The 25,524-nt window shown below is 38.7% G+C and carries 24 protein-coding genes and 2 tRNA genes; 15 read left to right on the top strand and 11 right to left on the bottom strand.

The window, feature by feature from the left end:
• Positions 1-21 precede the first annotated feature (21 nt).
• On the bottom strand, positions 22-855 hold the full coding sequence (locus WG905_RS14060) for a M48 family metallopeptidase (protein ID WP_339592367.1): 834 nt from the start codon (positions 853-855) through the stop codon (positions 22-24).
• A 141-nt stretch (positions 856-996) separates the two neighbouring features.
• Positions 997-2,139, bottom strand: a complete 1,143-nt coding sequence (locus tag WG905_RS14055) for a GNAT family N-acetyltransferase (protein ID WP_339592366.1) — start codon at positions 2,137-2,139, stop codon at positions 997-999.
• Between the two features lie 194 nt (positions 2,140-2,333).
• Between WG905_RS14055 and WG905_RS14050 the strand changes: the two genes are divergently transcribed.
• The 5 genes from WG905_RS14050 (at position 2,334) to WG905_RS14030 (ending at position 6,006) form a co-directional block, all read left to right on the top strand.
• Positions 2,334-3,158 (top strand): hypothetical protein, encoded by an 825-nt coding sequence (locus WG905_RS14050; protein WP_339592365.1) that lies wholly within the window; start codon positions 2,334-2,336, stop codon positions 3,156-3,158.
• Positions 3,155-3,493, top strand: a complete 339-nt coding sequence (locus tag WG905_RS14045) for a hypothetical protein (protein ID WP_339592364.1) — start codon at positions 3,155-3,157, stop codon at positions 3,491-3,493. The genes WG905_RS14050 and WG905_RS14045 overlap by 4 nt, the downstream gene beginning before the upstream one ends.
• A gap of 105 nt (positions 3,494-3,598) precedes the next feature.
• The gene (locus tag WG905_RS14040) at positions 3,599-3,865 is read left to right on the top strand and encodes a hypothetical protein (RefSeq protein WP_339592363.1); all 267 of its coding nucleotides are present in this window, start codon (positions 3,599-3,601) and stop codon (positions 3,863-3,865) included.
• A gap of 328 nt (positions 3,866-4,193) precedes the next feature.
• Positions 4,194-4,775 carry an HPP family protein gene (locus tag WG905_RS14035; RefSeq protein WP_339592362.1) on the top strand — a complete coding sequence of 194 codons (582 nt, stop codon included), beginning with the start codon at positions 4,194-4,196 and terminating at the stop codon, positions 4,773-4,775.
• Between the two features lie 28 nt (positions 4,776-4,803).
• On the top strand, positions 4,804-6,006 hold the full coding sequence (locus tag WG905_RS14030; RefSeq protein WP_339592361.1) for an MFS transporter: 1,203 nt from the start codon (positions 4,804-4,806) through the stop codon (positions 6,004-6,006).
• A gap of 47 nt (positions 6,007-6,053) precedes the next feature.
• Here the strand turns inward: WG905_RS14030 and WG905_RS14025 are convergent, their stop codons facing one another.
• Positions 6,054-6,476 carry an OsmC family protein gene (locus tag WG905_RS14025; protein WP_339592360.1) on the bottom strand — a complete coding sequence of 141 codons (423 nt, stop codon included), beginning with the start codon at positions 6,474-6,476 and terminating at the stop codon, positions 6,054-6,056.
• Positions 6,477-6,889: 413 nt separating this feature from the next.
• Between WG905_RS14025 and WG905_RS14020 the strand changes: the two genes are divergently transcribed.
• The 3 genes from WG905_RS14020 (at position 6,890) to WG905_RS14010 (ending at position 9,749) form a co-directional block, all read left to right on the top strand.
• A complete protein-coding gene (locus tag WG905_RS14020; RefSeq protein ID WP_339592359.1) occupies positions 6,890-8,140 on the top strand; it encodes a PQQ-dependent sugar dehydrogenase in 1,251 nt (416 codons plus the stop codon).
• A 3-nt stretch (positions 8,141-8,143) separates the two neighbouring features.
• On the top strand, positions 8,144-9,076 hold the full coding sequence (locus WG905_RS14015) for a D-2-hydroxyacid dehydrogenase (RefSeq protein WP_339592358.1): 933 nt from the start codon (positions 8,144-8,146) through the stop codon (positions 9,074-9,076).
• A 199-nt stretch (positions 9,077-9,275) separates the two neighbouring features.
• Complete coding sequence (locus tag WG905_RS14010) at positions 9,276-9,749, top strand: DUF4126 family protein (RefSeq protein WP_339592357.1); 474 nt, start codon at positions 9,276-9,278, stop codon at positions 9,747-9,749.
• Here the strand turns inward: WG905_RS14010 and dnaA are convergent, their stop codons facing one another.
• On the bottom strand, positions 9,750-11,180 hold the full coding sequence (gene dnaA, locus WG905_RS14005; protein ID WP_339592356.1) for a chromosomal replication initiator protein DnaA: 1,431 nt from the start codon (positions 11,178-11,180) through the stop codon (positions 9,750-9,752). It abuts the gene before it with no gap.
• A gap of 307 nt (positions 11,181-11,487) precedes the next feature.
• On the opposite strand from dnaA, the gene WG905_RS14000 reads away from it, so the two are divergent.
• Positions 11,488-13,029: a L,D-transpeptidase scaffold domain-containing protein gene (locus WG905_RS14000; RefSeq protein ID WP_339592355.1), complete on the top strand. Its 1,542-nt coding sequence runs from the start codon at positions 11,488-11,490 to the stop codon at positions 13,027-13,029.
• Positions 13,030-13,194: 165 nt separating this feature from the next.
• On the opposite strand, the gene WG905_RS13995 is transcribed toward WG905_RS14000, so the two are convergent.
• The 3 genes from WG905_RS13995 to WG905_RS13985 form a co-directional block, all read right to left on the bottom strand.
• Positions 13,195-13,995: a murein L,D-transpeptidase catalytic domain family protein gene (locus WG905_RS13995; protein ID WP_339592354.1), complete on the bottom strand. Its 801-nt coding sequence runs from the start codon at positions 13,993-13,995 to the stop codon at positions 13,195-13,197.
• 149 nt (positions 13,996-14,144) lie between these two features.
• Positions 14,145-15,245, bottom strand: a complete 1,101-nt coding sequence (gene dinB, locus WG905_RS13990) for a DNA polymerase IV (RefSeq protein WP_339592353.1) — start codon at positions 15,243-15,245, stop codon at positions 14,145-14,147.
• A gap of 53 nt (positions 15,246-15,298) precedes the next feature.
• A complete protein-coding gene (locus tag WG905_RS13985; RefSeq protein WP_339592352.1) occupies positions 15,299-15,478 on the bottom strand; it encodes a histone H1 in 180 nt (59 codons plus the stop codon).
• Between the two features lie 178 nt (positions 15,479-15,656).
• On the opposite strand from WG905_RS13985, the gene WG905_RS13980 reads away from it, so the two are divergent.
• On the top strand, positions 15,657-15,938 hold the full coding sequence (locus WG905_RS13980; protein ID WP_339592351.1) for a hypothetical protein: 282 nt from the start codon (positions 15,657-15,659) through the stop codon (positions 15,936-15,938).
• Here WG905_RS13980 and WG905_RS13975 read toward each other — a convergent pair.
• On the bottom strand, positions 15,928-16,962 hold the full coding sequence (locus WG905_RS13975) for a S66 peptidase family protein (protein ID WP_339592350.1): 1,035 nt from the start codon (positions 16,960-16,962) through the stop codon (positions 15,928-15,930). The two genes, WG905_RS13980 and WG905_RS13975, sit on opposite strands and share 11 nt — an antisense overlap.
• A 221-nt stretch (positions 16,963-17,183) precedes the next feature.
• On the opposite strand from WG905_RS13975, the gene WG905_RS13970 reads away from it, so the two are divergent.
• From WG905_RS13970 to WG905_RS13955, 4 genes are all read left to right on the top strand, one after another.
• A complete protein-coding gene (locus WG905_RS13970; RefSeq protein WP_431844521.1) occupies positions 17,184-19,262 on the top strand; it encodes an HD family phosphohydrolase in 2,079 nt (692 codons plus the stop codon).
• A gap of 68 nt (positions 19,263-19,330) precedes the next feature.
• Positions 19,331-19,417: transfer RNA gene (locus WG905_RS13965), tRNA-Ser, on the top strand.
• Between the two features lie 508 nt (positions 19,418-19,925).
• On the top strand, positions 19,926-20,129 hold the full coding sequence (locus WG905_RS13960) for a hypothetical protein (RefSeq protein ID WP_339592349.1): 204 nt from the start codon (positions 19,926-19,928) through the stop codon (positions 20,127-20,129).
• Positions 20,130-20,307: 178 nt separating this feature from the next.
• Positions 20,308-21,153, top strand: coding sequence for a universal stress protein (locus tag WG905_RS13955; RefSeq protein ID WP_339592348.1), 846 nt, complete (start codon positions 20,308-20,310; stop codon positions 21,151-21,153).
• Positions 21,154-21,208: 55 nt separating this feature from the next.
• On the opposite strand, the gene WG905_RS13950 is transcribed toward WG905_RS13955, so the two are convergent.
• Positions 21,209-22,081 (bottom strand): universal stress protein, encoded by an 873-nt coding sequence (locus WG905_RS13950; RefSeq protein WP_339592347.1) that lies wholly within the window; start codon positions 22,079-22,081, stop codon positions 21,209-21,211.
• Between the two features lie 358 nt (positions 22,082-22,439).
• Here WG905_RS13950 and WG905_RS13945 point away from each other — a divergent pair.
• Positions 22,440-22,513: transfer RNA gene (locus WG905_RS13945), tRNA-Pro, on the top strand.
• 124 nt (positions 22,514-22,637) lie between these two features.
• On the opposite strand, the gene WG905_RS13940 is transcribed toward WG905_RS13945, so the two are convergent.
• The gene (locus WG905_RS13940; RefSeq protein ID WP_339592346.1) at positions 22,638-23,489 is read right to left on the bottom strand and encodes a universal stress protein; all 852 of its coding nucleotides are present in this window, start codon (positions 23,487-23,489) and stop codon (positions 22,638-22,640) included.
• 238 nt (positions 23,490-23,727) lie between these two features.
• Positions 23,728-25,431, bottom strand: coding sequence for a BCCT family transporter (locus WG905_RS13935; RefSeq protein ID WP_339592345.1), 1,704 nt, complete (start codon positions 25,429-25,431; stop codon positions 23,728-23,730).
• Positions 25,432-25,524: the final 93 nt, after the last annotated feature.

Genomic DNA, 25,524 nt, shown 5'->3' with positions numbered 1-25,524 from the left:
AATTAAATTAAAGACGGTTTTTTATTTTAAAATAGGATTCCCTAATGCTTCATTTTTAACGGATATAACAGGATCAGTTTTAAAACCATGTGCTAAAACTACCCGCTCTATTTCCCCAACCTCAACTTCCCCGAATCTGCTTATCCTGTAGTTCAGTCTTTGGTGAATGGAAAACCAGGAAAAATAACCTCCGACATCTACCTGCTGATTGATAAAGGCTCGGCGAGCCAGAATAAACAATCCAGGCCTCACCCCTTCCTGACAGAGCGCATGACCTATATTATCGCAGGTAAGCTCACAGGCCCTGGAATAGGCAGCGTGTAAAAAAGGTACGACGATTGCAGGCAATAGCAAAACAGATTTAGTCATATGGTTACGTTTAATATATCCTAACTCATGACCAATGATAAACTTAAGGGCATTTAAATCTTCTACCAAAGCTGACTTCATAATATCAGCGTTAAGCACGACATAATTGGCACCAAAAAACCGCATACCAAAAGCGTTTAATGCGTTATCACTTTGCAGCATGTAAACTTCAGGATATTTTTTTAATCCAAGTAAATTGCTTTGTTGTACAACGATGTGATGTATTTCAGGAAAATGTACTTTCGAAACCTTTACTGCATTCCGCATGAAATAAGCTTTTAAAATCCCCATTCGAAAAAGCAGATAGAAAAAAATCAACCCAACAAAAAAGAAGAGCGGCACAAAGGCAACTTCGCCTTGGGTTTCACTCAATAGTACCGTGATTATCCAATAGATCCAAGTATAGCCAGCTAGAGCGGCTATTATTTTAATTATAAAATAGAATTTCTCTTTGGAATGGATTTCGTAATTAACTGTTGATTGCATAATTATTAAGGTTGATATGCCCTTTATGATGCCAAAACAGGAGTTAAATTGACAAGAGGGGTTCTTCTCAATTTAGTATAGCTTTAAGTAATTTCCAAATATATTTAACTATTTAAATAACTTAATATTATTATTAGAAATCTAACGACTCACAAACTCATATTTTATTTCTCCGTCAGGTAATTCCTTAATTACGATAAAACCAAGCCGATCAAACATATTTCTTGCTTTGTGGTTATCAATGGTTGTAACGGCCCAAATCCGTTTAAGTCCGATGTTTTTAATGCCAAAACCGATGGCTAATTGCATGGCAGCCATCATAAGACCCTGGCCGCGGAATGAAGGCAATAAAACACAACCCAATTCACCTTCGCCTTTATCTAATCCCCGGTAATAACCGCAGGTCCCGACAATTTGATTTGACCCCAGGTCTGCAATCCCCCAATGAATTGAATTGCCCTGGAGATAATCTGCATTAATCTTATCATGCATTTCAATCGCTTGCTTTATGGTTGAGGCCTTAACTGCATCGTAATAGGAGATTTCAAGAATGTCTTTGATATCCGACTGCTGAATTTGTCGCAATGTAATTTTGTTTCCAGAAATAGTTGGGAAAGCATCGTAAGGAGGAAGTGAGATGTTGACTTTCATAATGGCTGCTGAGATTTGTGAAGCCATTGAAAAAACCATAAGATGTCCGCCGCCTGAAATCGAAATATCCGGCGTTGTATATTTTATTGGTAATATTTTATCAAAGGTTCCATGAATATGAGTGAGATTTGCAGGCTTAACCGTATTTCTCCATTTAACTATGGATGATAGTGCCCATTTTAAAAACACAGGATCGGTATCAATTAATATATTTTTCAGCATATTCCGTTCACGCTTTGTTTTAATACCGAACAAATGATAGGAAATTGAATTTGCCTTCTTGAAAAAGCTGGTCGGTATGAATTGATGCAACTTAAAGCTGCCTAATAAACGATAATACCAGGGGATCCCGGAAAAAACAGCGGTACTCGAAAGAATAAAGGTATGTAATGGGTTCAAATTTTTAGCAATTTCAGTGGCCAGGAAACCTCCAAAAGAAACACCGATTAAATAAAAAGGTGACGTTTGATCTATCTTCAGTGCAAGTCTGGCCGCATATTCTTCCAAAGATTCGTTTTTCTGCGTACTGATCCAATCAAGAAATATTAATTGTGTATCAAGATCAAATGTAAGTTTTTCAAAGACTCGTTTATCCGCACCCAAGCCACTTATCAGATAAATTCTTTTCATCATTCGACTATCTTAATTCATTATTGATATTTCCATCTTTCTTCGTTTGTGATGCGCTGTTCAAAAATACTTAAAGTAATCAAATTTTAATTGATGATCACGAGTGTTATGGTAGCGAACTTCAGCACACCAATTCCAAATTTGTATTAAAAACTCCTCATTATTTCTTACATTATAACAGCATAAAATAGAGAAGGATGAGCAAATCGGATTTAAAAACCAGCCTTATTCTCACCATTATCCTCACGACCCTAAGCGTGATTGCCGCTGCAGGTGGGCTACTGTTAAATAATCTTTATGGCGATAATGATTTTGTTAAATCAGCCTGGTCTGCTAATGATACCGTCACTCTCTTTGTAGTTGTACCACTGCTCTTATTTTCTATGATTTTAACAGAAAAAGGTTATCATCGATGGTTGTTTATCTGGATTGGCTTAGTAGGCTATATATTTTACAATTTCGCCTTTTATCTTTTTGGTGCTGTTTTTAATAAGTTCTTTCTTATTTATGCAGCACTTTTTTCCTTATCAGCTATTACACTTATTTCGATGCTGTCCAAACTTAACATCCAGCAGCTGGCTGGAAAGTTCAGCAATAGAGTTCCGGTCCGGTTCGTCAGTTTTTACCTGTTGTTAATCGCTGCTATACTTTTGATGGTGGAGATGAGCATGATCATTCCCTTTATTACATCTGGCAGGATTCCCGAAACCATCAAACTGACTGAACATCCAACCAGCATCGTATTCGCACTAGATCTCACGATCATACTTCCCCTTAGTATTTTAGCTGCTATTCTCTTATGGAGGCGCCGCGCATGGGGTTATGTGTGGGCTATCATTATGCTTGTAAAAGGCTTCACCTATGGCTTAGTACTGTGCATTGGCACAATAAAACTTGCCAATGCAAAAACCTATGGACATTTGGACCCGCTGATGCCTTTCTATGCTTTCCTTACTATCGGTGGAATCTTTTGTTGCTGGTTAATCATGAAATCACCTGAGCAAAAAAATCTTTCGTCATGAATAAGCTACTCATCATCAAAATTGTACATACCATGATCTGGCTATTTTTTAATGTGGTCATTTTCTATTTATTGTACGCAGCCATCACCAATCGCATTAATACATGGGTTTGGATAGGCGTTGGCCTGGTATTAGTAGAAGGCTTCGTGTTATTATTATTTAGATGGATGTGCCCACTTACGGTGATCGCCAGACATTATTCAGATTCAACTAAAGATAACTTCGATATCTTTTTACCCCAATGGCTTGCCAGGCATACCAAACTGATCTATACCAGTCTTTTCGCTATTGCACTCCTGATCCTCCTTTTCAGGGTTGTAGTTACAAAAAATTAATGACGATAGCCCATAAAAGCCCTAACATCCCTCCGATAAACATACTTCTGTCACAATCAACTGAAAATCATACATTTAGTGTATTTTAACTGTATATTGCCACTTATGACTGACCCTACGTTACAAATTCAAACCGAAACCATTACCAAAAAACAGCAGTTCGAAGAACAACTTCAGATATTAGATGCCAAATATGTGAGGTATTTCAGTGAAAGAATTAATGAATTTACTGGCGAAACTGACAATATTTACAATTACTATCGTTATTTTACCCCAGCGGATGGTTCTGTTCAACTTTATTTGAAAGATGGCCTGCCACTTGAGATTGGTAAAGATTGCAGACTAGCATTTGCAACCATATTCAACAATTAAAAACAACTTCTTGTAGTAATTAAAAATAGCAGATCAGCTAAGCTGTTTCTCCCAAAAAAGGCCTGTATTATAAATCATGATCAGGCTTTTATTATTTTATAAGAATTTAAAGGTAGTACTATCAGCATTGAGATATAAGACCGCCTTGCTGCGATCTTTAGCAAGTGCTGCTGCAGCTGCGATAAGATAAAAGTTAGCCTAATAATTAAATAGCCCTTGGTGTTTGTTTTTTCCGTTTTTCATTTCTTCGTCAAGAAAAGTGATGAATAACAGGGCAACTGATTGTCTAATCCCAAAACTCTTATCTTTGCGCAAACATTAATGAAGCATGAAGAAAAGGCTTAGCCGCCAGGTTAGAAAAGCAAGGTATATTTTTTATAGGGAAACCCTGATCAATCACACAGAACATGCCTGGACTTTTCTTGGGTCCTTTTTTGGGATAGGGTTAATTGGTTTGTTGCATACCAAATATTTGAGTCCGTCAGACAATTTGTTTTTAATTGGTTCATTTGGCGCTTCTTCGGTATTAATCTACGGCATTATCAACAGTCCGCTGGCACAACCAAGAAACCTGATCGGGGGACATGTCATTTCTGCCATCGTCGGGGTTACAGTCTATAAGTTAATCCCGGGAGAATTGTGGTTATCCGCCGCGCTTTCAGTTTCAGTATCCATTGTGTTAATGCAGATGACCAAAACCCTCCATCCTCCAGGTGGAGCTACAGCGTTAATAGCAAACATCGGATCAGAACACATTAAGTCTATGGGCTATTTTTACGTTTTGAGTCCGGTATTATCTGGTGTAATGATCCTGTTATTGGTAGCCATCGTTTTCAATAACAGAACCTCCCATCGTAGTTATCCGAAGAATAAGAAATGGTTCCTATTCTGGAGACGAAATAAAAGATAAAGGTTACCTTAGCTTTCCAAATTTTTACATGAAAAATCCATCTATAGAATCAGATTTAGCAAATAAGACGGTATTCCCCATCCTGTTCGCTATCAGTTTTTCGCATTTATTAAATGATACTTTACAATCACTTATTCCGGCAATATACCCTGTAATTAAAGATAGTTATAGCCTGTCTTTCTCGCAGATTGGCATAATTACATTGGTTTTCCAACTTTCATCATCACTGCTGCAACCTTTCGTTGGCTTATACACAGATAAGAAACCACAGCCCTACTCATTAGCTATGGGAATGGGTTTCACCTTGATGGGACTCGTATTACTTTCCTTATCTAAGCAATATAATATGATGTTGGTGTCGGTAGCCCTGATTGGCTTTGGCTCTTCGATTTTCCACCCTGAAGCATCAAGAATGGCCCATGCGGCCTCTGGAGGGAGAAGAGGACTTGCACAATCAATTTTCCAGCTGGGTGGTAATGCAGGCAGTTCTTTAGGCCCTTTACTTGCGGCATGGATCATCGTTCCTTACGGTCAGTTCAGCGTAATCTGGTTCTCCACCATTGCATTATTAGCTATCCTGGTTTTATCATATGTGGGTAACTGGTATAAAGGTGTGATGGGTAAACTCAAAAAAGCACGTCAGCATGTTGTTTTAACCTCGCAGTTTTCAAAAAGAAAGGTTGTTTTCGCTGTTGGTATTTTGTTGGTCCTTATCTTTTCAAAGTACTTTTATATGGCCAGCCTGACGAGTTATTTCACCTTTTACCTGATGGATAAATTCAATGTTTCGGTGCAGACCTCACAAATATACCTGTTCGTATTTTTATTTTCTATTGCCGCAGGAACCTTAATCGGTGGACCAGTTGGGGACCGATTTGGAAGAAAATATGTCATCTGGTTTTCTATTTTAGGTACAGCTCCTTTTGCTTTGCTGCTTCCTCACGCTAATCTATTTTGGACCGGTATTTTAATAGTACCCATCGGAGTTATTTTAGCTTCTGCTTTCTCGGCTATCCTAGTGTATGCGCAGGAACTGATCCCCGGAAAGGTGGGTTTGATATCAGGCTTATTTTTTGGTTTTGCTTTTGGTATGGGAGGTATAGGTTCTGCCCTTTTGGGTAATCTGGCAGATAGAACGAATATTGAATATGTTTTTTACATCTGCTCATTTTTACCGCTGATCGGAATCATCACAGGCTTCCTCCCAAACATCGAAAGCAAAAGGAAATAAAAGGATACCACATCAGGCTGTTGAAAAATAGCCTGATGTGGGTAAAATTATTGACCGTAAACCGTTTCTAAGGTTATTGGAACACTTAAAATTTTGGAAATGATACAATTGGCTTTAGCACCTTCTGCAATCTGTTGAAATTGTTCCTCGTCTACCCCATCAATCTGGGAGCCTTTTAAGTTTAATTGGATACCTTTAATACTCAACGAAACCATATCAAGGTCTACAACTGCCTCGGTATTTAAATCGCCGGGTGTAAAACCTGCTTCAGTAAGCGCAGCACCTACCGCCATGGTAAAACAGCCTGCATGGGCTGCAGCAATCAATTCCTCCGGATTGGTACCTATCCCATCCTGGAACCTCGTTTTAAAAGAATACTGGGTAGAGTTTAACACGGTACTTTGGGTGGTTAATTTACCACTACCCTCTTTTAAAGTACCATTCCAATTTGCTTTTGCTGTACGTTTCATAAGCTTATGATTAAATATATTTAATTGATTTTCTGCTGTATTTGTGGTCAATTAAGGCGTTTTAAGCAAAGAAAAATAGCAGCTTGAATCCATCTGCAAATTGACTTCCATTCAAACGACAGGTCTGTATGAACTATTTCCGAGAAGGGATAACCAGCGAAGGCATGGCTAATCTTAACATGATAATAGCCAAAACTAATCCAATAGTATTTTTACAGGAGGTCTTTGAAGCTTTAAACATGCTGAACAGATCTTTATGTTTTTATAAACATATTCTAAGTATAAAAGTTTAATAAGGATAATTAATTGAGGAAGCTCCACTTGATACCTAAGTAAAAGAATTCTTACACATCAAATTTCGCTTGATTTGGCATGAAAAAACTATATCTTTAAATACATTTAATCGTTTTTCTATGATATCTATTCCTTACAAACCCTTAATGTTAGGGATTGCCTTAACGGCAGGATTAACTGCCTGTAACAACAGTGAAGTAAATTCGGCAACCCAACAAAGTCCTGCTGACACGGTAAGTTCCGGACCTTCGGTAGAAACGCAGAAACCCAACACGGATTATAAGCCGGCTAATCCTGGTCAAACGCGGGCACCGGGAGTAAAAACAACGACACCTATTGCGGCAACCGTTATCAACAGTGATCTGAAACAACCCTGGGCAATTTGCAGTTTGCCGGACGGCCGTTTTTTAATTACTGAAAAAAGCGGCACCATGCGTATCGTCAAAGCTGATGGAAGTTCAGACAAAAAAATAACCGGTTTACCCGCTGTTGTGGCTGATGGTCAAGGTGGTTTATTAGATGTAAATATTGATCCGCAATTTGCTACGAACAGATTAATTTTCTGGAGTTTTTCACAACAGACTCCTGGGGGTAATCTACTGGCCGTTGCTAAAGGAAACTTATCTGCAGATGAAACTAAGGTGGAAAATCAGGTGGTGATCTACCAGGCTACTCCCGCTTATAATGGCAATCTTCATTACGGCTCAAGGATTTTATTTGATAAACAAGGGAATCTTTTTGTAAGTTCTGGTGAGCGTTCATCAAAGGAAACACGCGTAAAAGCACAAGATTTAAGCACTTCATTAGGGAAAATACTGCACCTCACTAAAGATGGAAAGCCGGTTCCAAATGGCCCTTTCGCTAATACACCGAATGCCAAACCGGAAATTTATGCTTATGGTTTCCGTAATCCTCAGGGAATGGCCTGGAATCCAGAAACAGGTGATTTATGGGAAGTGGAATTCGGCCCTCGTGGAGGTGATGAGGTTAACATCGTACAGGCCGGTAAAAATTATGGCTGGCCGGTAATCACCTACGGGCTAGAATATAGCGGTGAAAAAGTTGGAGAAGGTATACAGCAAAAAGAAGGAATGGAACAACCGGTGTATTACTGGGATCCTAGTGTATCGCCTTCAGGTGTTACCTTTTACAGCAGCAACGCGGTTCCAGAATGGAAAGGAAACTTATTTATAGGTTGCCTTGGTGGTACACACATTGCGCGTCTTGTGATTAAAGATAATAAAGTAGTTGGTGAAGAAAGATTGGCACACGACCTTGGCGAACGCTTCCGCGCACTTACCGAAGGAAAAGATGGTGCGCTTTATGCCGTAACTGATGGTGGTAAATTATATAAGATCGGTAAAAAATAATAAATGAATATTCTGGTTTACACTAATTTTAATGAAGCACAACGAATACGGTTAAACAAGGCGCTGCCCGAAGGTTCGGTATTGCTTTTTAAAGCTGATTTAACAGCACCGGAGTTGATTCCAGCGTTTGAAAATGCGGAAATAATATTGGGTAATCCTCCTGCAACTGATTTTAACAGGGGTTCCTCTAAACTTCTCTTTTGGCACATTGATTCTGCTGGTATTGACCAATACCAGCAGCTCAATTTAAACGTTCCTGTTGCCAATATGGGAGCTTTTTTTGCGCAAAGTTGTGCAGAAACTATTGTTTCCGGCATTCTATGTTTTTATAGACAAATACACCAACTTGTTCGTTTACAGGCGGAAAAGAAATGGGAAGGAAAACAAATCCGGACTGTACTACAAGGATTAACCAACAAAAACGTACTTATTCTTGGCGCAGGCGCTATTGCTTCAGCGGTAAAGAAAATGCTATCGGGCTTTGATTGTCAGGTGATGACAGTAGCCAGGAAAAATCCATCAGCAGACCTCCATGATTTTAATAAAGTGCTTGAAGTTTTGCCGGAGATTGACCTTGTGATTAACACACTGCCTGGTACAGCAGACAATTATGTATCAACAGCATTTTTCAATGTCCTTAAACCGGGAAGCCTCTACGCAAATGTTGGCCGGGGGAACACAACGGATGAAACCGCTTTAATCCATGCGTTGGAAATTGGAAAACTAGCGGGCGCGGTTTTGGATGTAACTGAAGTTGAACCTTTGCCTGCAAATAATGTGCTCTGGGAAATGCCTAATGTGATTTTAACCCAACATAGCGGTGGTGGTGATGAAAACGAAACAGAAGGTAAGCTTGATCAGTTTATCGCTAATATTCAGCATTTCATGAAGGGCAACAAAATTCAAGACCTTGTGGATCTGAAACGGGGTTATTAGGCGAAAGTGGCGGCTCTAGTTGCCTCCGTATTGAATCTAAAAGCTAGTAAAGGAATCATAACGCTGAGGTTTACAAACAACCACGTATCAAAGGCGAATGTAAATCATCTGCATAAAAAGCAAATTACAATTGCAATGTATCCAGAACAAAAGCAAGCATTCCCCTGTTGGTCAAAAGAACGGCTAATACCTGAATCCTATGAAACATAAATATCTATACCAGGCCATTGCAACTGGCTGGTTAGCGGGAATGAGAAGTGTTTCCGCATTGGCGATCAGTGCAAACCTGGCTAGTCATGCAGGCTTTTTTAAACCCAAAACACCCTTGATACGCTTCCTTAAAAAGCCTGCTGTACAGATTACTTCTTATATTTTAGCAGCTGGGGAAATGGTGGGAGATAAATTACCCGCAACGCCCGACCGAATTAAACCCGTTCCTTTAACAGGACGCGCTTTGATGGGGGCTTTATCTGGTGCAGTAATTTATAGTCTGGCGAGGCGCAACCCTGTTACAGGTGCATTAATTGCGAGCACGGTGGCTGTAGCTTCTACCTATACCATGTATTACCTTCGCAAAAAAATAAAAGCTACAACCAATGCGCCTGATCTGGCACTAGGACTTGCTGAAGATGCAATAGTCATCAGCCAGATCATCAGGACTAAAAAGGGATAGTTATCCCATTTTCAGTTTCTTCTCAATATCATTTACGTAAGTTCTGAACTTTTTATCAGTTTGGATAAGGTCTTCTACCGTCTGGCAAGCATAGATAACGGTAGAGTGATCTCTGCCACCAAAAAATGCACCAATAGTTTTTAAGGAAGAGCGGGTCATGGCTTTAGACAGGTACATTGAAATCTGACGGGCCTGAACCACTTCTCTTTTACGTGTAGAGGCTTTGAGTAAATCCATAGGCACTTCAAAGTACTCACACACCAATTTTTGAATGATGTCCATGGAAACTTCCTTATTGGTGTTTTTGATGAAGTTTTTCATCATCGCCTTTGCCAATGGAAGGTCAATTTCTTTTTTATTTAGTGTAGATTGTGCGAGCAAGGATACCATAGCACCTTCCAGCTCCCTTACATTGTTATTAATGTTGTGCGCTACATATTCTACCACTTCTTCAGGCAAATCAATACCATCAACGTACATCTTCTTTTTAAGAATAGCAATCCTTGTCTGTAAGTCAGGTAATTGCAGATCAGCTGAAAGTCCCCATTTAAAACGACTTAACAAACGCTCTTCCAAACCGGATAAATCTTTTGGAGCCTTATCCGAGGTAATGATGATCTGTTTGCCCGACTGGTGCAGGTGATTGAATACATGGAAAAATATATCCTGCGTTTTTTCTTTGCCGGCGAAGTTATGCACATCATCCATGATGATCACATCCATTGCCTGGTAGAAATTAACGAAGTCGTTAATGGTGTTGTTTTTTAAAGATTCAACAAACTGCTGACAGAATTTTTCACAGGATACATAGATCACCAGTTTATCCGGAAGTGTTTGTCTGATCTGGTTACCAATTGCCTGGGCTAAATGGGTTTTCCCCATCCCTGAAGGTCCGTAAATCATTAAAGGATTAAAGGATGTCTCCCCCGGCTTTGCCGCTACTGCATGACCTGCTGAACGTGCCAAACGGTTGCTATCTCCTTCAACATAATTTTCGAAGGTATAGTTAGGATTCAATTGTGGATCAACTTGTATCTTTTTTAATCCAGGGATGACAAAAGGGTTTTTAATATCACGGTTAATGTTAACCGGAACAGGCATGCTCTGTTTGCGGTTGTCTGAGCCGTTTCCGCTCGAAGGCATCCTTGTGGTGTAAGGTAAAACCCCGTTCGAACTCTGATCAACTACGATGTTATATTCCAGTCTTCCTTCATCCCCCAGTTGCAGCTTCACTGTTCGTCGAAGTAAGCTTACGTAATGCTCTTCTAACCACTCATAAAAGAATAAACTTGGCACCTGTATCGTCAGAACTTTATCCTCTAATTTAAGTGGTGCTATCGGCTCGAACCAGGTTTTGAAGCTCTGGGCCGGGATATTATCCTTAATTATTTGAAGACAGTTATTCCATACTTGTGTACAAGTGTTATTCATATTATTCTTAATTTTATTGATTTCTTTATTCCCGAGACAACAAGTTTTCCCTTATCGTTGGGGTTGCGAAGATCACAAATTTTACTAACATTGAGTAAGAATATTTTGTCTTTTTTCTAACTCATTCATTTGCACAACCATAGGAACACCTTTACAAAATAAATTGTGGATAAGTCTTCACATCACTATTAATTTCAGGAAAATTTACTGAAAATATGTGTAAAAACAAAAAAGGGGCATGGAATTTATTATACATGTATTATGATGAAAACATCACAACATACTTATGAAAAAACAATAGATACAAATGAAAAAAAATAACGCTACAGGAATAAAAATCCACTCGCTGCTGATCTTGATGACAGCGATATTTACCTTACAGGCTTGTAAAAAAAGTGATTCAGAAATAGGTCAGGTTTTCTTCAAAGAAACCAAAAATAAGGTTTTTAAAGAAGTTCAAAATGAAGCCTTCATTTCGGTATTCAAAAAAACACTCGAAGAGAAAAAGTCAAGCTTGAGAAATCCAAAATTCATTGCCGCCTATTATGAAAGTAATGAATATCAGCCCGTACTCATGACGCGCCATTTACCTAAAGAACAGTTGAAGGTAATGGCCGACTATTTATCAAAAGCCGGCAGCCATGGTCTTGATCCACAGATTTTTGCCGCAAACTCCCTGGCAGATCTACTGAAAAAAGTATATGACAAGAACGCAATAAAGACTGTAGACGAGGCTTACAAAGTAATAGCTGAGCTGGAAATAATGGCTGCTAACTCTTTAATTGACTATAGCAATGCCTTGCAATTCGGAATGATCAGTCCGAGGAAGATTTATGCCACTTATTATACGGAAACCAAACGTCCGGATAGCACTTCAATGGTTGAAGTTTTAAAAGTAAATGACCTCAAGCGCTATTTAGACAGTATCCAGCCGAAAGGCAGCCAATACCTTGCCCTACAACAAGGATTAGCCAGTGGTACTGCTGCTCCTGGCCATACTGCCGAAGAAACATCACGCATGTTACAAGTAAATCTGGAACGCCTGAGGTGGAAAAACAGAAAGGATGATAAGAAATTTGTCATTGTAAATATCCCGGACTTTAGATTGGATGTCATAGAAAATGAGAAATCTATTTTAAACATGAAAGTTTGTGTGGGTGAAGGCCGTGAATTAAAAACTACAGACTTACTAAAGGAATATGATGAAGTTGACCTGAAAAAAGACCGCCCGTTCTCGAGGGAAACACCACAACTGGGAAGTATGATCCACAGCGTACAGGTAAACCCGGTATGGAATATCCCAGAAAGTATTGCCACAAAAGAGATCACTAAACATGCGGCTGCCGATAGGTACTACTTGTCAAACAACAATATAGATGTGTTTAAGGATGGTGAAAAAATCGAAGATCCGGAGTTAATTGATTGGTCAGATCCTAATGCGGGAAAAAACTATTTCTTTAAACAACGTTCTGGAAATGGAAATTCATTAGGTAAAATTAAATTCCTCTTCAAAAACGAAGTTGCTGTTTATCTCCATGATACCCCAGCCAAGGCAGCTTTCAATCAATCCATGCGGGCTGTAAGTCATGGCTGTGTGCGGGTGGAGAAACCCCTTGAACTTGCCCATGCATTATTCGGTGATAGCAAACAATACGAACAGATCAAAACTGATATGGCTCAAACAGAAGGCCAGCAGGCAAGAGATATCGCGTTGCCGAAACAAATCCCTGTCTATTTAACTTATTTTACCAGTTGGAAAGCAGAAGATGGCACATTACAATTTAGAAAAGATGTTTATGGTCTGGATGTAGTGCTCTACTCCTACCTTCAAAAATTAGGCAAATCCTAATGTTTTAACTGCTTTTAATTCCGCAGGACAATAACGTAGAAAGGGGTCACATTGTATAAATTACAGTGTGACCCCTTTCTACGTTATTGAGATTTATGATATAATTAAATGAATCGAAAACAAGCAAAATTTATACCGCTGGAATTTAAGATTTAGTTTTTAAACTTAAATATTAGAAACAGTGTCTAAAGTGTTATCCATTCCATAAAAGTTACTGGCCAACTGAGCAGCCAGACCTTCATTAAGGTATTTAGAATTATAATCCACATCACTTACATTGATGAAAAGCACTGTTTTGCCACCTATGGTGTTAATCACCTCATTTGATAACTCAGCAGGCACTGCAGGACATCCCTGGCTGCGACCTAGCCTACCCAGTGCATTAATTGTACCCTGACTAACATAAGATGCACCATGCACAACGATAGCTCTTTTACGGGCATTAGAATTGAAACCTTCATCCATGCCATCCAGGCGCAATGACCTACCGTGTTGTCCATTATAAATCTCTCCTGTCACATAGAATCCCATGCTGCTCTGGAAAGAATTATTAATATTGGAGAACTTTGTGGGTCTGTCGCCACCACTATGCTGACCATGTGCAACCCATGTATTTAAGATCAGTTCTCTTTTAGCAAGGTCGATGATCCACAAACGTTTATTTTTACTGCTCTGATCAAAATCAGCAATAGAAAGGATAGCTTTATCAGCCGAGATTTTACCGGACAATTTCAGGTTAAAAAATCCAGTTACTGCTTTCTCAAACACATCAAGGGATAAGCCATGTTGTTCTAATTGCGCAGTATTGTAAATGTCTTTAAGATAAGTGTTGTAAGCCAAGTCTGGGTTAGCCGGCGAATTTAATTTGTTTACAGCATTTGAATGGCCTGTTGATTTCCAGCTGATGGAAGTTAGCGCAAAAACAATTACAAGAATTCCTGCTATTCCTAAAGCATATCTTTTCATAGATATCAAGGTTAGTGGTGCGTTGAACAATGGACAGAAGGACGCTTTGTTTAACGTCCTCAATGGATAACTTATACAAAGGTAATAAAAAAAATTAAGTAATCAATTGGCGCTTAATCTATTACTTAAAAATGACTTTTTTATAATCATTAGAAAAATAATTTTCCTTGATAGCCATCCCTCCTCTTGTTTAGCATTTCATCACTAAAATTTGAAGTGGTTATGCCTAGTAAACGCACTTTTTTGTCTTTTAGTTCAACTGAATCCAAAAGGTTTTTTGCGGCAATTAAGATCGCATGATAATCTGCAACAGGATCTGGAAAAGATTTACTGCGTGTGATCGATTTAAAATCACTGAATTTTATTTTTACGGTGATTGTTCTGGCTTTAAGCTGGTGTTTCTTAATTCTACCTTCAACTATCAGAGCCAATTTTTCCAATTCCTGGTACATTTCTTCCGGGCGAAAGAGGTCTTCAGAAAACGTATCTTCAGCACCAACCGATTTAGTTTCCTGGTTAGCTTCCACTTTTCTGTCGTCAATTCCCCGAACAATTTTATAAAAAAAATGGCCGGATTTGCCAAAAAGATGGACAAGTTCAGGTTCTGTCAACATTTTTAGATCGGCACCAGTATGCAAGCCCCGGAGTTTCATCCGCTCTGCGGTAACTTTTCCGACGCCATGAAACTTTTCAACAGGAAGCTGTTCCATGAAAGTTTCAATTTTGGAAGGGCCTATAAATGTTAAACCATCGGGTTTATTGATATCGGAAGCGATTTTTGCCACAAATTTATTGATGGAAACACCGGCAGAAGCAGTCAGCTGCAACTCTTCCCGGATCAGGTGTTTAATCATTTTAGCAATATCCAGGGCCGAGCCGATACCCATTTTATCCTCCGTGACATCAAGATAGGCTTCATCGAGTGAAAGGGGCTGTATGAGATCAGTAAAACGACTAAAAATTTCGCGGATGTGTCGGGAAGCCTCTCTATAAGCGTCAAATCGCGGTCGGACAAAAATCAGGAATGGGCAAAGCTGCAACGCTCTTTTAGATGACATGGCTGAATGTATGCCGAACTTCCGGGCTTCATAGCTTGCTGTTGCAATCACACCACGACCTTCAGGAGAGCCTCCTACGGCGATCGCTTTGCCGCGGTATTCAGGAAAATCACGTTGCTCTACAGATGCATAGAAAGCATCCATGTCCACATGAATTATTTTACGGTAATGCTTTTCCTCAATGATATCCATAAAAAATGAAAAAGGTCCACAGATGCAGACCTTCTTATTAATGCGGGTAATGCTTACTTCGCATTATTTTTTTTCTCAGTTACTTCGGTACGGATATCCTGAGCTAATGTCTTTAAATCTTGCATTGCTTTACGAACTCTTGTACCTGCAGCACCATTTCCAGAGTTATAGAATTTTTCTGCATCTGCTTCAGCTCCGGCTACTAGTTCTTTTAGTTTCAAAAATTTTTCCATGGGTTTCTTGTAATTATTAAGGTAATTATTAAGGTAATTATTGGTTTAAAGATAATAAATATTGGTTTTTAAACAAATGAATAACGTTTTTGCAAGTGATACCGTATATTATCTTTACCTTTTAAAACCATTAACAGGCAGCTTTGTTTAATTCTTGTAGCATTAATTTTTATAAAGGATGAAAAAAGAAGAACAAGGCAAGAAGGCTAAAGCACCTGGTAATGAGGGTTATGACGTTAATCACCCGCAAAATATAACCAAACCAAGCTTCCGGAGTGATAGCGATCGCCGGGACAGTGGAGACAAACCCGGAACTGAAAATTTAAATTCACAGTTGGACGAAAATGAACAACTTATATCTGGAAATGACGACTCAATGCATGGGGATGCTCCAAAAACCGACCTTGGCAACGGTCAGCAAAAGGAGGATAGAGACGATGAAAAGTTAATCAGAGAATAGAAGTTAATGTAGTCCCCTCGTGATTTATATCCAGAATATGTTTCACACCACATTTTAATGCATAATTATTTTTTTGATGACCAACAGGGAAATCAAAGCATACAGGATAGGTGTATTCCTTAACTTTTTCGAGTACAATATCCTGTATGGTTTTACCAAACTGATCATCACCCGTTTCCATTTTAACTCTAAAACCGCCTATAACCAACCCTTTTAGTTTTTCTAATTTACCACTGCGTTTTAAATTCCAGAACTTCCGGTCGATGCTATATAAATACTCACCAGTATCTTCCAGGAAGAGGATCTTTCCATCGGTATTGATGTCTGAATCGCTGCCTGCCAATGTTTCAATCATACTCAAATTACCGCCTACTAACACCCCTTGCACTTTCCCCATTTTATTAAACGCATTAAAAGGTGCCGAATACCTCAGGTCCTGTCCGGCGAGCGCCTGTCGGATAGATAAGATCGTTTCAATCTGAATGGGTTCCGCCAGGCTCCAATCGGACGGAAAACTATTACACATTTTAGAATGAATGGAAGCTATTCTGAAGTTCTTGTCCAGGTGGCTATGCAGTACGGTGATATCACTAAATCCTATGATCCACTTTGGGTCATCCTCAAAGCGTTTGAAATCAAGATAATCAACAATTCTTACTGCACCATAGCCTCCCCTGGCACACATTATTGCTTTAACTTCTACATCATCCAGCATCTGCTGCAGATCGGCAGCCCTCTCCTGGTCCGTACCGCCGAAGGTGAAATCTTTTGCTCCAACAGTTTTACCGATTTTCACCTTATAACCCCAGCTTTCTATTAACTGTACAGCGGGCAAGACCGCTTCCATGGTCATAAAACCCGCCGGACAAGTGATCCCAATCACGTCACCTATTTTTAAATAGGGTGGGATTTTGTACGAGCGCACCCTTTTTGTGGCAGCAGGTGCAGCCGTAGTCAAACTGCTTAATAAGGGTACAGAAACGCTTGCCAGGGCAATAGAGGAAAGGAAGTTCTTGCGGTTCATTTGATGATTATCACTAGGTATATGATTTTTATTTTTCGTTGCCAAAGGTATCAAATCAGAATCTTTTTCTTACCCTACAACGAACTTTCGGCAGTGTAGACACGCAACCTATAAATCAGTAAATAACGGAGAAAAACTAACTGATTATGAAGCGTTTACATTAATTAATTAACATTGTTAATTTTTTAATGTTAATTTTGATACAAATCAATTTTTATATTTTGGCAAAGATCAAAAAGAATTCCCATAAAGTACTTTACAGGAAGTATTCATCCAATATCAAATATGTGATGATGGTGCTTACTGTCTTGATCATTACCTTCTTTTTACCAAAACAACCCAGATTCAGGTACGAATTTGAGAAAGGCAAAGTATGGTTAAACAAAGACCTGATTTCGCCTTTTAGTTTTGCAATTTTAAAAACAAACCCGCAGGTTTTAACCGATAAAAAGGATGCGCTAGAAAACATCCTGCCCATCTACAAGTATAACCCTGAAATGTTTAGTGGTATCGAGGACGCCTATCTGAATGAGTTCGATGTAAAATGGAAGTCCTCAGCTTTGCCAGAAAATGAAAGGCAGAAAAATAAAAGCGCATCCCATAAATTATTATCCAACATTTACGCCAAGGGGATTATAGCATTGAATGCTAAACATCAACAAGGTGACAAGCCTTATGACATCTCCTTGTTAAACAACAACACTTCTAAAACTTATAGCACCCAGGATCTTTTTACAGCGCAGTCTGCTTTAGAATATTTTAAGAAAAGCTATAAAGCCTCCAACCCTGAGGTGATGGAGATGGTACTGAATTTAGTGAAGGACCATTTACGGCCCAACATCATTTTTGATGAACGGCTGACCAATATTGTAGAACGAAATACGGTTAACAGCATTTCCACTACACACGGAATGGTACAAAAAGGGGAACTTATTATCGCTAAAAATAATGTGATAGATGAGGAAACTTACCAGAAGCTGCAATCATTCAAGGCCACCTATGAAGCACAGACAAAAATCATTGGCGACAGAAAGCTTGTCTATATTGGCCAGCTTTTATTAGTGGGCTTCAATTTAACCTTGCTGATGGTCTTTCTGTACATGTTTAGAAAAGATATTTTTTCAGATAACCGACAGCTTTCCTTATTACTTTTGGTCATTACAACCATGTTACTGGCTTTAACCTGGGCCATAAAATTAAATCTACCCAGCTTATATTATATTCCATTTTGTATAGTCCCCATCATCATCAGGATCTTGTTCGATACCCGCCTTGCCTTGTACCTCCATTTACTAGTGATCTTAATCGCAGGTTTTTTTGTACCCAATAGCTTTGAATTTGTTTTCTTTCAAACTACAGCAGGTATGGTGGCGATTTACAGTATCAGGAACCTGGTCAAAAGAGAACAACTACTGTTATCGGCCTTATTTATTTTGTCCGCCTATCTCATCTGTTTTGTTGGAATAGGTCTGTTGAGGGAAGGATCATTCAGCACCATGGAATGGGAAAACTTTGTTCCCTTTGTTGTCAGCGTCTTGCTTTCGCTATTGGCTTATCCGTTAATTTATGCATTTGAGCAGCTGTTTGGAATCACTTCTGATGTTGCTTTGATAGAACTCACCAATACAAACAATAAATTACTCAGGGACCTTGCCTTTAAAGCACCAGGCACATTTCAACATTCGCTGCAAGTGGCTAACCTGGCCGAGGCGGCTATATTTAAGATCGGGGGAAACTCGCTGCTGGTAAGGGCTGGTGCGCTCTATCACGACATTGGAAAAATAGAAAATCCACAATATTTCATAGAGAATCAAAATACCGGTAAAAGCCCGCATGATAAGCTGCCCTATGAACAGAGTGCGCAGATCATCATTAAACATGTAATTAAAGGGATAGAGATCGCTCGTAAACATCAATTACCAGAAAGTGTGGTTGATTTCATCAGGACCCATCATGGCAATACCAGGGTGGATTATTTCTATCAGTCCTTTTTAAAGAACTCACCTGAAAAATTTGTTGATGAAAATATCTTCAGGTATCCCGGCCCTATTCCTTTTTCCAAAGAAACAGGAGTATTAATGCTGGCCGATTCGGTAGAAGCAGCGAGCAGAAGTCTTAAAAATCCGGATGCTCAAAGCATCAATGACCTGGTTGAACGCATCATTAATTACAAATTGGAACAAAACCAGTTAGATAATTGCGATTTAACGTTAAAAGATCTTGAAACTATTAAGCTGATATTCAAGACAATGCTGATGAGTATCTATCATGTTCGCATAGATTATCTACAAACTGTGTAATTTTCTTTTGCAAATATCAATGAATTGCTATATTTGCACTCCCTCAACACAAGTAATTGAGTGGAATTGGAGAGATGCCTGAGTGGCCGAAAGGAACAGTTTGCTAAACTGTCGTACTGGCAACGGTACCGAGGGTTCGAATCCCTCTCTCTCCGCTTCAATAAAAAAAAGCCTTTAACTTCCTAGTTAGAGGTTTTTTTTTATTTCACCCCTAGCGCTATTTAGCAGTTCGTTGCTTAGTCAATTTATTGCCGACGAGCCCCCACGAACTTTCTTTTACCTCTGATTTTCAGCCAGCCGCTTAAAGTTTTAACGTATTCTATACTATCTAACCACCGGGCTCCCCAAATAATTAGCCCAAACATTAACTTCAAAAGGAGTTTTAACAAAAAAATTAAACTTCTTTTAATAACAATAAATTACAAAGTTTAATTTTTCAGTTAAGCAAAATGCACCAGAGGTAACCTTTAAACTACCACAACAGAGTTTAAGACAAACTTGTAAAGAAAAATATACACCCTTAACTTATTACATAATTACTTCAAAAAGAAGGCATTACGCCTACATAATATTAAAAATGATAATCTTTAGTAAATTATATTTCATAATAATAGTGTATTGACAAAATTTTGATATATTCGATTAAATTATTTAACCATGTATATGAAATACTTACCTACTCCATCCACAGCAGACCTGTTTCTGCTATCCAATTGCGCAGCTATACTCGCTTTTACTTTGGCTGCCAGCAATTTTTCTTCGTTAAACTGGCTCTGGTCTGTACTAAGCTATGGTATTATAGCCCTGGCGACATTTACCTTAGGCCATGACAGCCCTCCTTTAGACTCAGAATCCGCCTGTGCATGAAAGCGCTAAAGGAAATATTTCTACAATACACGTTAATCGTTACTCTTAATTTCGAGATCATGCGTATATTGTTGTTTAAATATTGAATCTTGGCTTTAACATCAAAAATTTAAGACTATGAAGCCATCATTTAAGTTTATGATGGCTTCATTACTGTTAAAAATCAAAATATCTACTAATGAAAACAGTTTTAGTACTTACGGATTTTTCAACCAACGCCAAACAAGCAGCCCAAACAGCGGTGTTTTTGGCTGGTAAGCTTGAACTGAAGATCTTGCTTTTCAATGTCTACTTCTCTGTTCCGATTGTTCCTGCTGGGATAAACGATGCATGGTCAAAAAGTTATGACGTGTTTAAAAAAGAAAGTGAAACAGAACTACAAGTTGAAGCTGCACGTTTAACTGAGCTATTTAAAAATGGTATGCCGGGCACACCTACTCCGGATATACAATACATAAGTGCATTTGGCGATTTAGGGGATAACACTTATAAAATAATTGATGAAAGAAATATAGAGTTTGTGGTAATGGGTGCTCGCAAAAAACAGCAGAACCACATCCTTTTCGGAGATGACATTACCGATGTCTTAAAAAAATCCAAAAAACCAGTGCTCATCGTAAATGAAGGTTTTAACTTGCAAGAGATAAAAAACATCGTATTAACAACAGATCTTGCAGTATCAGACTTTAAAGTTGTTGAATGCTTGAACCGTCTGTCTCATAAATTGCAATTCCAGGTCCATGTAGCGCATGTTGCTCCTCATGCAGATGGATTAAAAGAAGACGAAAGAGTTAAGCATTTTACAACAAAAATCAATCAATTGGCTTCAGAAAATGTTTCCTTTCACAACTTAATCGGAGAAAACGTGATCGAAGAATTGGTTGAATTTAACGCTCAGCTCCCTGCGGACTTGCTGGCGATTGTGCAAAAAAGACGTTCATTTTTATGGAACATTTTTCACGAAAGTGTTTCAAAAGAGTTTATATCGGAATCAAAAATGTCTATTTTAATCATTCCGGAGTAATAAGTATCCGCTGCACATCGATCATTCCCTACTATATTAATCATTCCCTACGATATTAGATGAAATATTTCCCCTGGCCCGGGTAAACAAGTAGCGGAATATCGATGTGCCTGGCTACTTTTTGGGTATGACTCCGATGAAACAAATCGCCAATCAGATTATTGTGGCGATGAACCATCACCAATATATCAATCAAACCATGTTCTGCCAGCCAGTCTAATCCCTGATCAACATCGCGCTGGTTAATATGACGGTAATAGATATGTGGATAATTGATTTTACAGGTCACATCACTCAAGAAAGCCGTTATTTTACGTTGATGCACTGTATCCTCAGCTTTATTTTCACTAACATGGGCTAGTAAGATTTCCGCGTTAAAATGAGCAGCGAACCTAGCGATGCTATGGATTACCTCTATATCTTTTTCACTCAAATCTGTTGCAAAAGCAATCTTCCGGACACCATTAAATTTTGACTTTGCCGGCACTAATAATACAGGGAAGCTTGCCTTATCAATGAGATCGCGACTATTGCTTCCCAAGAAAAAGCGGCTAACCGCCCCTTCGCCAGACAATCCCATGATGACCAGACATGCCTTTTCCTGCTCAAAAATATGACTTACCACCGTCGTAACCGACCCTGCCTGACTTTTATATTGTATAACAGGGTAAACAGGAAGGCTGGCATCAACATCATCCGTTCTCAATTTTTGAGACAACTCCCCCAACTCTCTTGTAACCTCCTCTTTTAAGATATTATAATCTACCAAAGGCAATGTTACTTGTGCTGCCAACGGTGCATTGGCGGGCACCCTAATCGCATTACAAAGCAAGATATTTGCCGCAATACTTTTAGCGAGATTTAAAGCATATACAGCAGCATTTTCAGCGGGTAGTGAAAAATCGGTGGGAACTAAAATCTTTTTCATCTTGTAGCTAATTTTATTTTCATAGGGAATAAAGGCGTTTTATTGCTTACTTTACACATAAATATACTGATTATCACCTTATTAATCGTGATATAGCTATGATATGAGTTGATATAAATCATAAAAGCATCATCAGGGCTTTTTATCTGGCTTTTAAACTGCTTAATTGAATAAAATCACATTGTTGGGCCGCAAAATCGTTTCCCTAAATATATTGTCTAATTTTTTCTCACTGAGAAAGAATACTTTACAAGATTTATCAGAATTATTTTGATAAATACCATTGTTATACCATGAATTTATCTACATTTGCAACACAGCATCCGAAAAGATACCGTAAGATTAAAAAAATCAAGTTCGGGGTGTAGCGTAGCCCGGTATCGCGCCTGCTTTGGGAGCAGGAGGTCGTAGGTTCGAATCCTGCCACCCCGACTTAAACCAGTTCATCTGGGTTCAAAAACCTCTAAATCATATAATTTAGAGGTTTTTTTGCTTTAAACCATCTTTGTCCATACTGCCGTATCCCTCCGCTCGTGGCGACAAAAAGGTGAAATATTTATTTAAGGATATAGATCACCTGAAAGGGATTTGTATTAATTAATTCGTTGATTGTGCTACCGATGAATATTGTAGCTATTTTATTAGCTCCTTTAGCGGTCATTATAATTAAATCCGCATTAAATTTCTTGCTTTCTTTCTGAATAATATCAACTACACTTTGATCATCCTGATAGCTGGCAATAAAAGTATAGGCTTCATTGATGGAATATTTTTTCTTAACCTCTGCAAATTGTTTTTCAATGTGTTCGTGGGTTTGGTCAATAGCTTTCTCATCATCTATAAATGGGAAGTACAAAGTAGGTATGCTAAACGATTTTAAGATACGCACTTCAGGCTGTGGCTCAAGTTCTTTGAACAATTGCAGTTTCTTAATGATCAACTGAAATGGAGCACTTAAATCTGTAGGCACCAAAATACGGTTCCAACGCAATGTAGCAGCAGCCGGAACCAAAATTATGCCACCATTAAATATCCGGATAAGCTTTTGTGACATGGCCGCTGTACCAGAATCCTTTTGTTTGAATCCTAGCATGATCGTACTAAGGGCGTTTTTTTCCGCATAATTTTTCAAACTGTATTCTGTATTTTCATCTTCCAGTATATCTAACGTATAGGTGCTATCCTCTTTAAAAAGTCTGGATATTTTGGACCTAAGGTTTTTCTTTATGATAGTCTTTATATCTTTCGCTCCTAGCAGGTCTTTGATAGAGTCATCAACATCAAAGATCCTGATATTATGCACAAAATTAACAGTAGCTAGTTTAAGGTGATTTTTTAAGAAATGTGCGTAACGGATGACGGTTTCATCCATTTCTGTAAGGTCTACTGCGACTAATAGGTTTTTCATCAGTATATAGTTTGTTATTTAAAGGTGATGAAGCTATCATAAGCTTATTCATTGCTTTTTGTGAGCTGCAAGCTTATGATGGTTTCATCAGTATATAGTTTGTTATTTAAAGGTGATGAAGCTATCATAAGCTTATTCATTGCTTTTTGTAAGCTGCAAGCTTATGATGGTTTCATCAGTATATAGTTTGTTATTTAAAGGTGATGAAGCTATCATAACCATTCATTGCATGATTGAATTATAATGAATCCTTCCCTTCGGTTTCACTACTTTTATTTATGGCCTTGTCAGGTGTTCTTTCATTAACTCCTTCTTCCTTGTCGTCTTCTTCAAGCATATTGTCTTCCTCTAACAACTTCTTCAATGCAGCTTTATAAGATTCATCATATTTTAATTTAGAGCGTCGTTCAATCGACTCTGAATCTTCCTTAATTCCCATATATAGTGAAAGACACATCAATAATAATAAGATCGCAAAAGGAAGCCCCGAAATAGTCACTGCTGCCTGCAAAGTTCCAAGCCCTCCCCCTGTCAATAAGGCCGCAGCAATAAGTCCTGCTAAAGAAGCCCATATAATTCTTTGGATAGCGGGTGTTTTTCGATTTCCTCCAGAGGTAATACCATCTACAACAAGCGCTCCGGAATCTGCAGAGGTAATGATAAAACTGCAGATAAGGATCATTCCTAATATTTTAAGAACGACAGAAAAAGGAAACTTTTCGAAAAACACATACAATGCTGTTGAGATATTATCATTTACAGCGTTGGCTAGCGATAAATCACCCTCCATCAATCCTAACATCGTTGTTCCGCCAAAGGCCGAAAACCACAAAAAAGTAACCAGTGCAGGAAGGAAGAGCACACCCAAAATGAATTCACGAATGGTTCTGCCCCGAGAAATCCGAGCGATAAAGGTACCGACAAAAGGTGACCATGATGCCCACCAACCCCAGTACATGAGCGTAACGTTGTTATGCCAGGAGCTGGTACCATAGGACCCAGACCAGGTAGAAAGATCAATAAAATGATAAAGATAACTACCTATATTTTGAACATAGCTCTTCAATATAAATGCAGTCGGACCCAAAATCAACACCAGGATAAATATAAGTAAGGCTACATTAACATTGGTTTCACTTAAAAACTTAATTCCCTTGTTGACGCCAGACACAACCGATATGGTTGCAATAACGGTAATGCCTAATATGATTAAATACTGGATGGTAAGGTTGGTTGGTATGCCGAATACGTGGGTAAATCCAGCATTAATTTGCCCCACTCCAAATCCCATTGTGGTGGCTAATCCAAACAATGTAGCAACAACAGCCAAAATATCAATCAGGTTTCCCATCCAGCCGTAAATACGATCTCCTAACAGCGGATAGAATGCGGAACGGATGGTGAGCGGCATCTTACGGTTATAAGTAAAATAGGCCAATGAAAGACCGATTACTGAATAAATTGCCCAGCCATGAATACCGTGATGAAGAAAAGAAAAATTAATTGCTTCTTGTGCGATGGCTCCTAGAGGGGAATCCGCAGCAAGTCTGGGAGGATTCATAAAATCCCGTACAGGGTCTGCGATACTGAAGAGGACTAAACCATTCCCGATTCCCGTACTAAAAAGCATGGCAAACCAGGCATATACTTTAAATTCAGGTTTCGCTTGTGGCCCTCCAATGCGTATGGAACCATATTTTCCGAAGGCCATATAAAGACAGAATACAATGAATGTATTTACTGCGATGGTATAAATCCATCCGGTTTTCTCTGAAACAATCTTTTGCGCATTTTCAAGACTAGTTTGAGCCTGTTCGCTAAACAGAAGCGCGAAGACAACACTCAGAATTATAATAATTAATGAAGGATAAAATACGGGTTTATGAACAATTAATCTCGGAAATAATTTATTTCCGGAGGGGTTCAACGAATGTTTTGACATAGATTTTTGATTTTACTGAAATCAATCGCTGATGCAATGCTCAATTCCAACGTATAACTTTCTATTTATTTAAGTTACGATTTTCATGTAACA

The organism is Pedobacter immunditicola, assembly GCF_037482985.1.
Lineage (GTDB): Bacteria > Bacteroidota > Bacteroidia > Sphingobacteriales > Sphingobacteriaceae > Pedobacter > Pedobacter immunditicola.
This window is presented reverse-complemented; position numbering and strand designations above follow the sequence as displayed.

Bases quoted from the DNA above. Each gene is read 5' to 3' on its own strand.
- WG905_RS14010 (WP_339592357.1), top strand. From the start codon at position 9,276: ATGAAACATAAATATCTATACCAGGCCATTGCAACTGGCTGGTTAGCG.
- WG905_RS13960 (WP_339592349.1), top strand. From the start codon at position 19,926: ATGAAATACTTACCTACTCCATCCACAGCAGACCTGTTTCTGCTATCC.
- WG905_RS14020 (WP_339592359.1), top strand. From the start codon at position 6,890: ATGATATCTATTCCTTACAAACCCTTAATGTTAGGGATTGCCTTAACG.
- WG905_RS14035 (WP_339592362.1), top strand. From the start codon at position 4,194: ATGAAGAAAAGGCTTAGCCGCCAGGTTAGAAAAGCAAGGTATATTTTT.
- WG905_RS14000 (WP_339592355.1), top strand. From the start codon at position 11,488: ATGAAAAAAAATAACGCTACAGGAATAAAAATCCACTCGCTGCTGATC.
- WG905_RS14025 (WP_339592360.1), bottom strand. From the start codon at position 6,476: ATGAAACGTACAGCAAAAGCAAATTGGAATGGTACTTTAAAAGAGGGT.
- WG905_RS13995 (WP_339592354.1), bottom strand. From the start codon at position 13,995: ATGAAAAGATATGCTTTAGGAATAGCAGGAATTCTTGTAATTGTTTTT.
- dinB (WP_339592353.1), bottom strand. From the start codon at position 15,245: ATGGATATCATTGAGGAAAAGCATTACCGTAAAATAATTCATGTGGAC.
- WG905_RS14055 (WP_339592366.1), bottom strand. From the start codon at position 2,139: ATGATGAAAAGAATTTATCTGATAAGTGGCTTGGGTGCGGATAAACGA.
- WG905_RS13975 (WP_339592350.1), bottom strand. From the start codon at position 16,962: ATGAACCGCAAGAACTTCCTTTCCTCTATTGCCCTGGCAAGCGTTTCT.
- WG905_RS13985 (WP_339592352.1), bottom strand. From the start codon at position 15,478: ATGGAAAAATTTTTGAAACTAAAAGAACTAGTAGCCGGAGCTGAAGCA.
- WG905_RS14015 (WP_339592358.1), top strand. From the start codon at position 8,144: ATGAATATTCTGGTTTACACTAATTTTAATGAAGCACAACGAATACGG.
- WG905_RS13950 (WP_339592347.1), bottom strand. From the start codon at position 22,081: ATGAAAAAGATTTTAGTTCCCACCGATTTTTCACTACCCGCTGAAAAT.
- WG905_RS14040 (WP_339592363.1), top strand. From the start codon at position 3,599: ATGACTGACCCTACGTTACAAATTCAAACCGAAACCATTACCAAAAAA.
- WG905_RS13935 (WP_339592345.1), bottom strand. From the start codon at position 25,431: ATGTCAAAACATTCGTTGAACCCCTCCGGAAATAAATTATTTCCGAGA.
- dnaA (WP_339592356.1), bottom strand. From the start codon at position 11,180: ATGAATAACACTTGTACACAAGTATGGAATAACTGTCTTCAAATAATT.
- WG905_RS14030 (WP_339592361.1), top strand. From the start codon at position 4,804: ATGAAAAATCCATCTATAGAATCAGATTTAGCAAATAAGACGGTATTC.
- WG905_RS13940 (WP_339592346.1), bottom strand. From the start codon at position 23,489: ATGAAAAACCTATTAGTCGCAGTAGACCTTACAGAAATGGATGAAACC.
- WG905_RS14050 (WP_339592365.1), top strand. From the start codon at position 2,334: ATGAGCAAATCGGATTTAAAAACCAGCCTTATTCTCACCATTATCCTC.
- WG905_RS14060 (WP_339592367.1), bottom strand. From the start codon at position 855: ATGCAATCAACAGTTAATTACGAAATCCATTCCAAAGAGAAATTCTAT.
- WG905_RS13955 (WP_339592348.1), top strand. From the start codon at position 20,308: ATGAAAACAGTTTTAGTACTTACGGATTTTTCAACCAACGCCAAACAA.
- WG905_RS13980 (WP_339592351.1), top strand. From the start codon at position 15,657: ATGAAAAAAGAAGAACAAGGCAAGAAGGCTAAAGCACCTGGTAATGAG.
- WG905_RS14045 (WP_339592364.1), top strand. From the start codon at position 3,155: ATGAATAAGCTACTCATCATCAAAATTGTACATACCATGATCTGGCTA.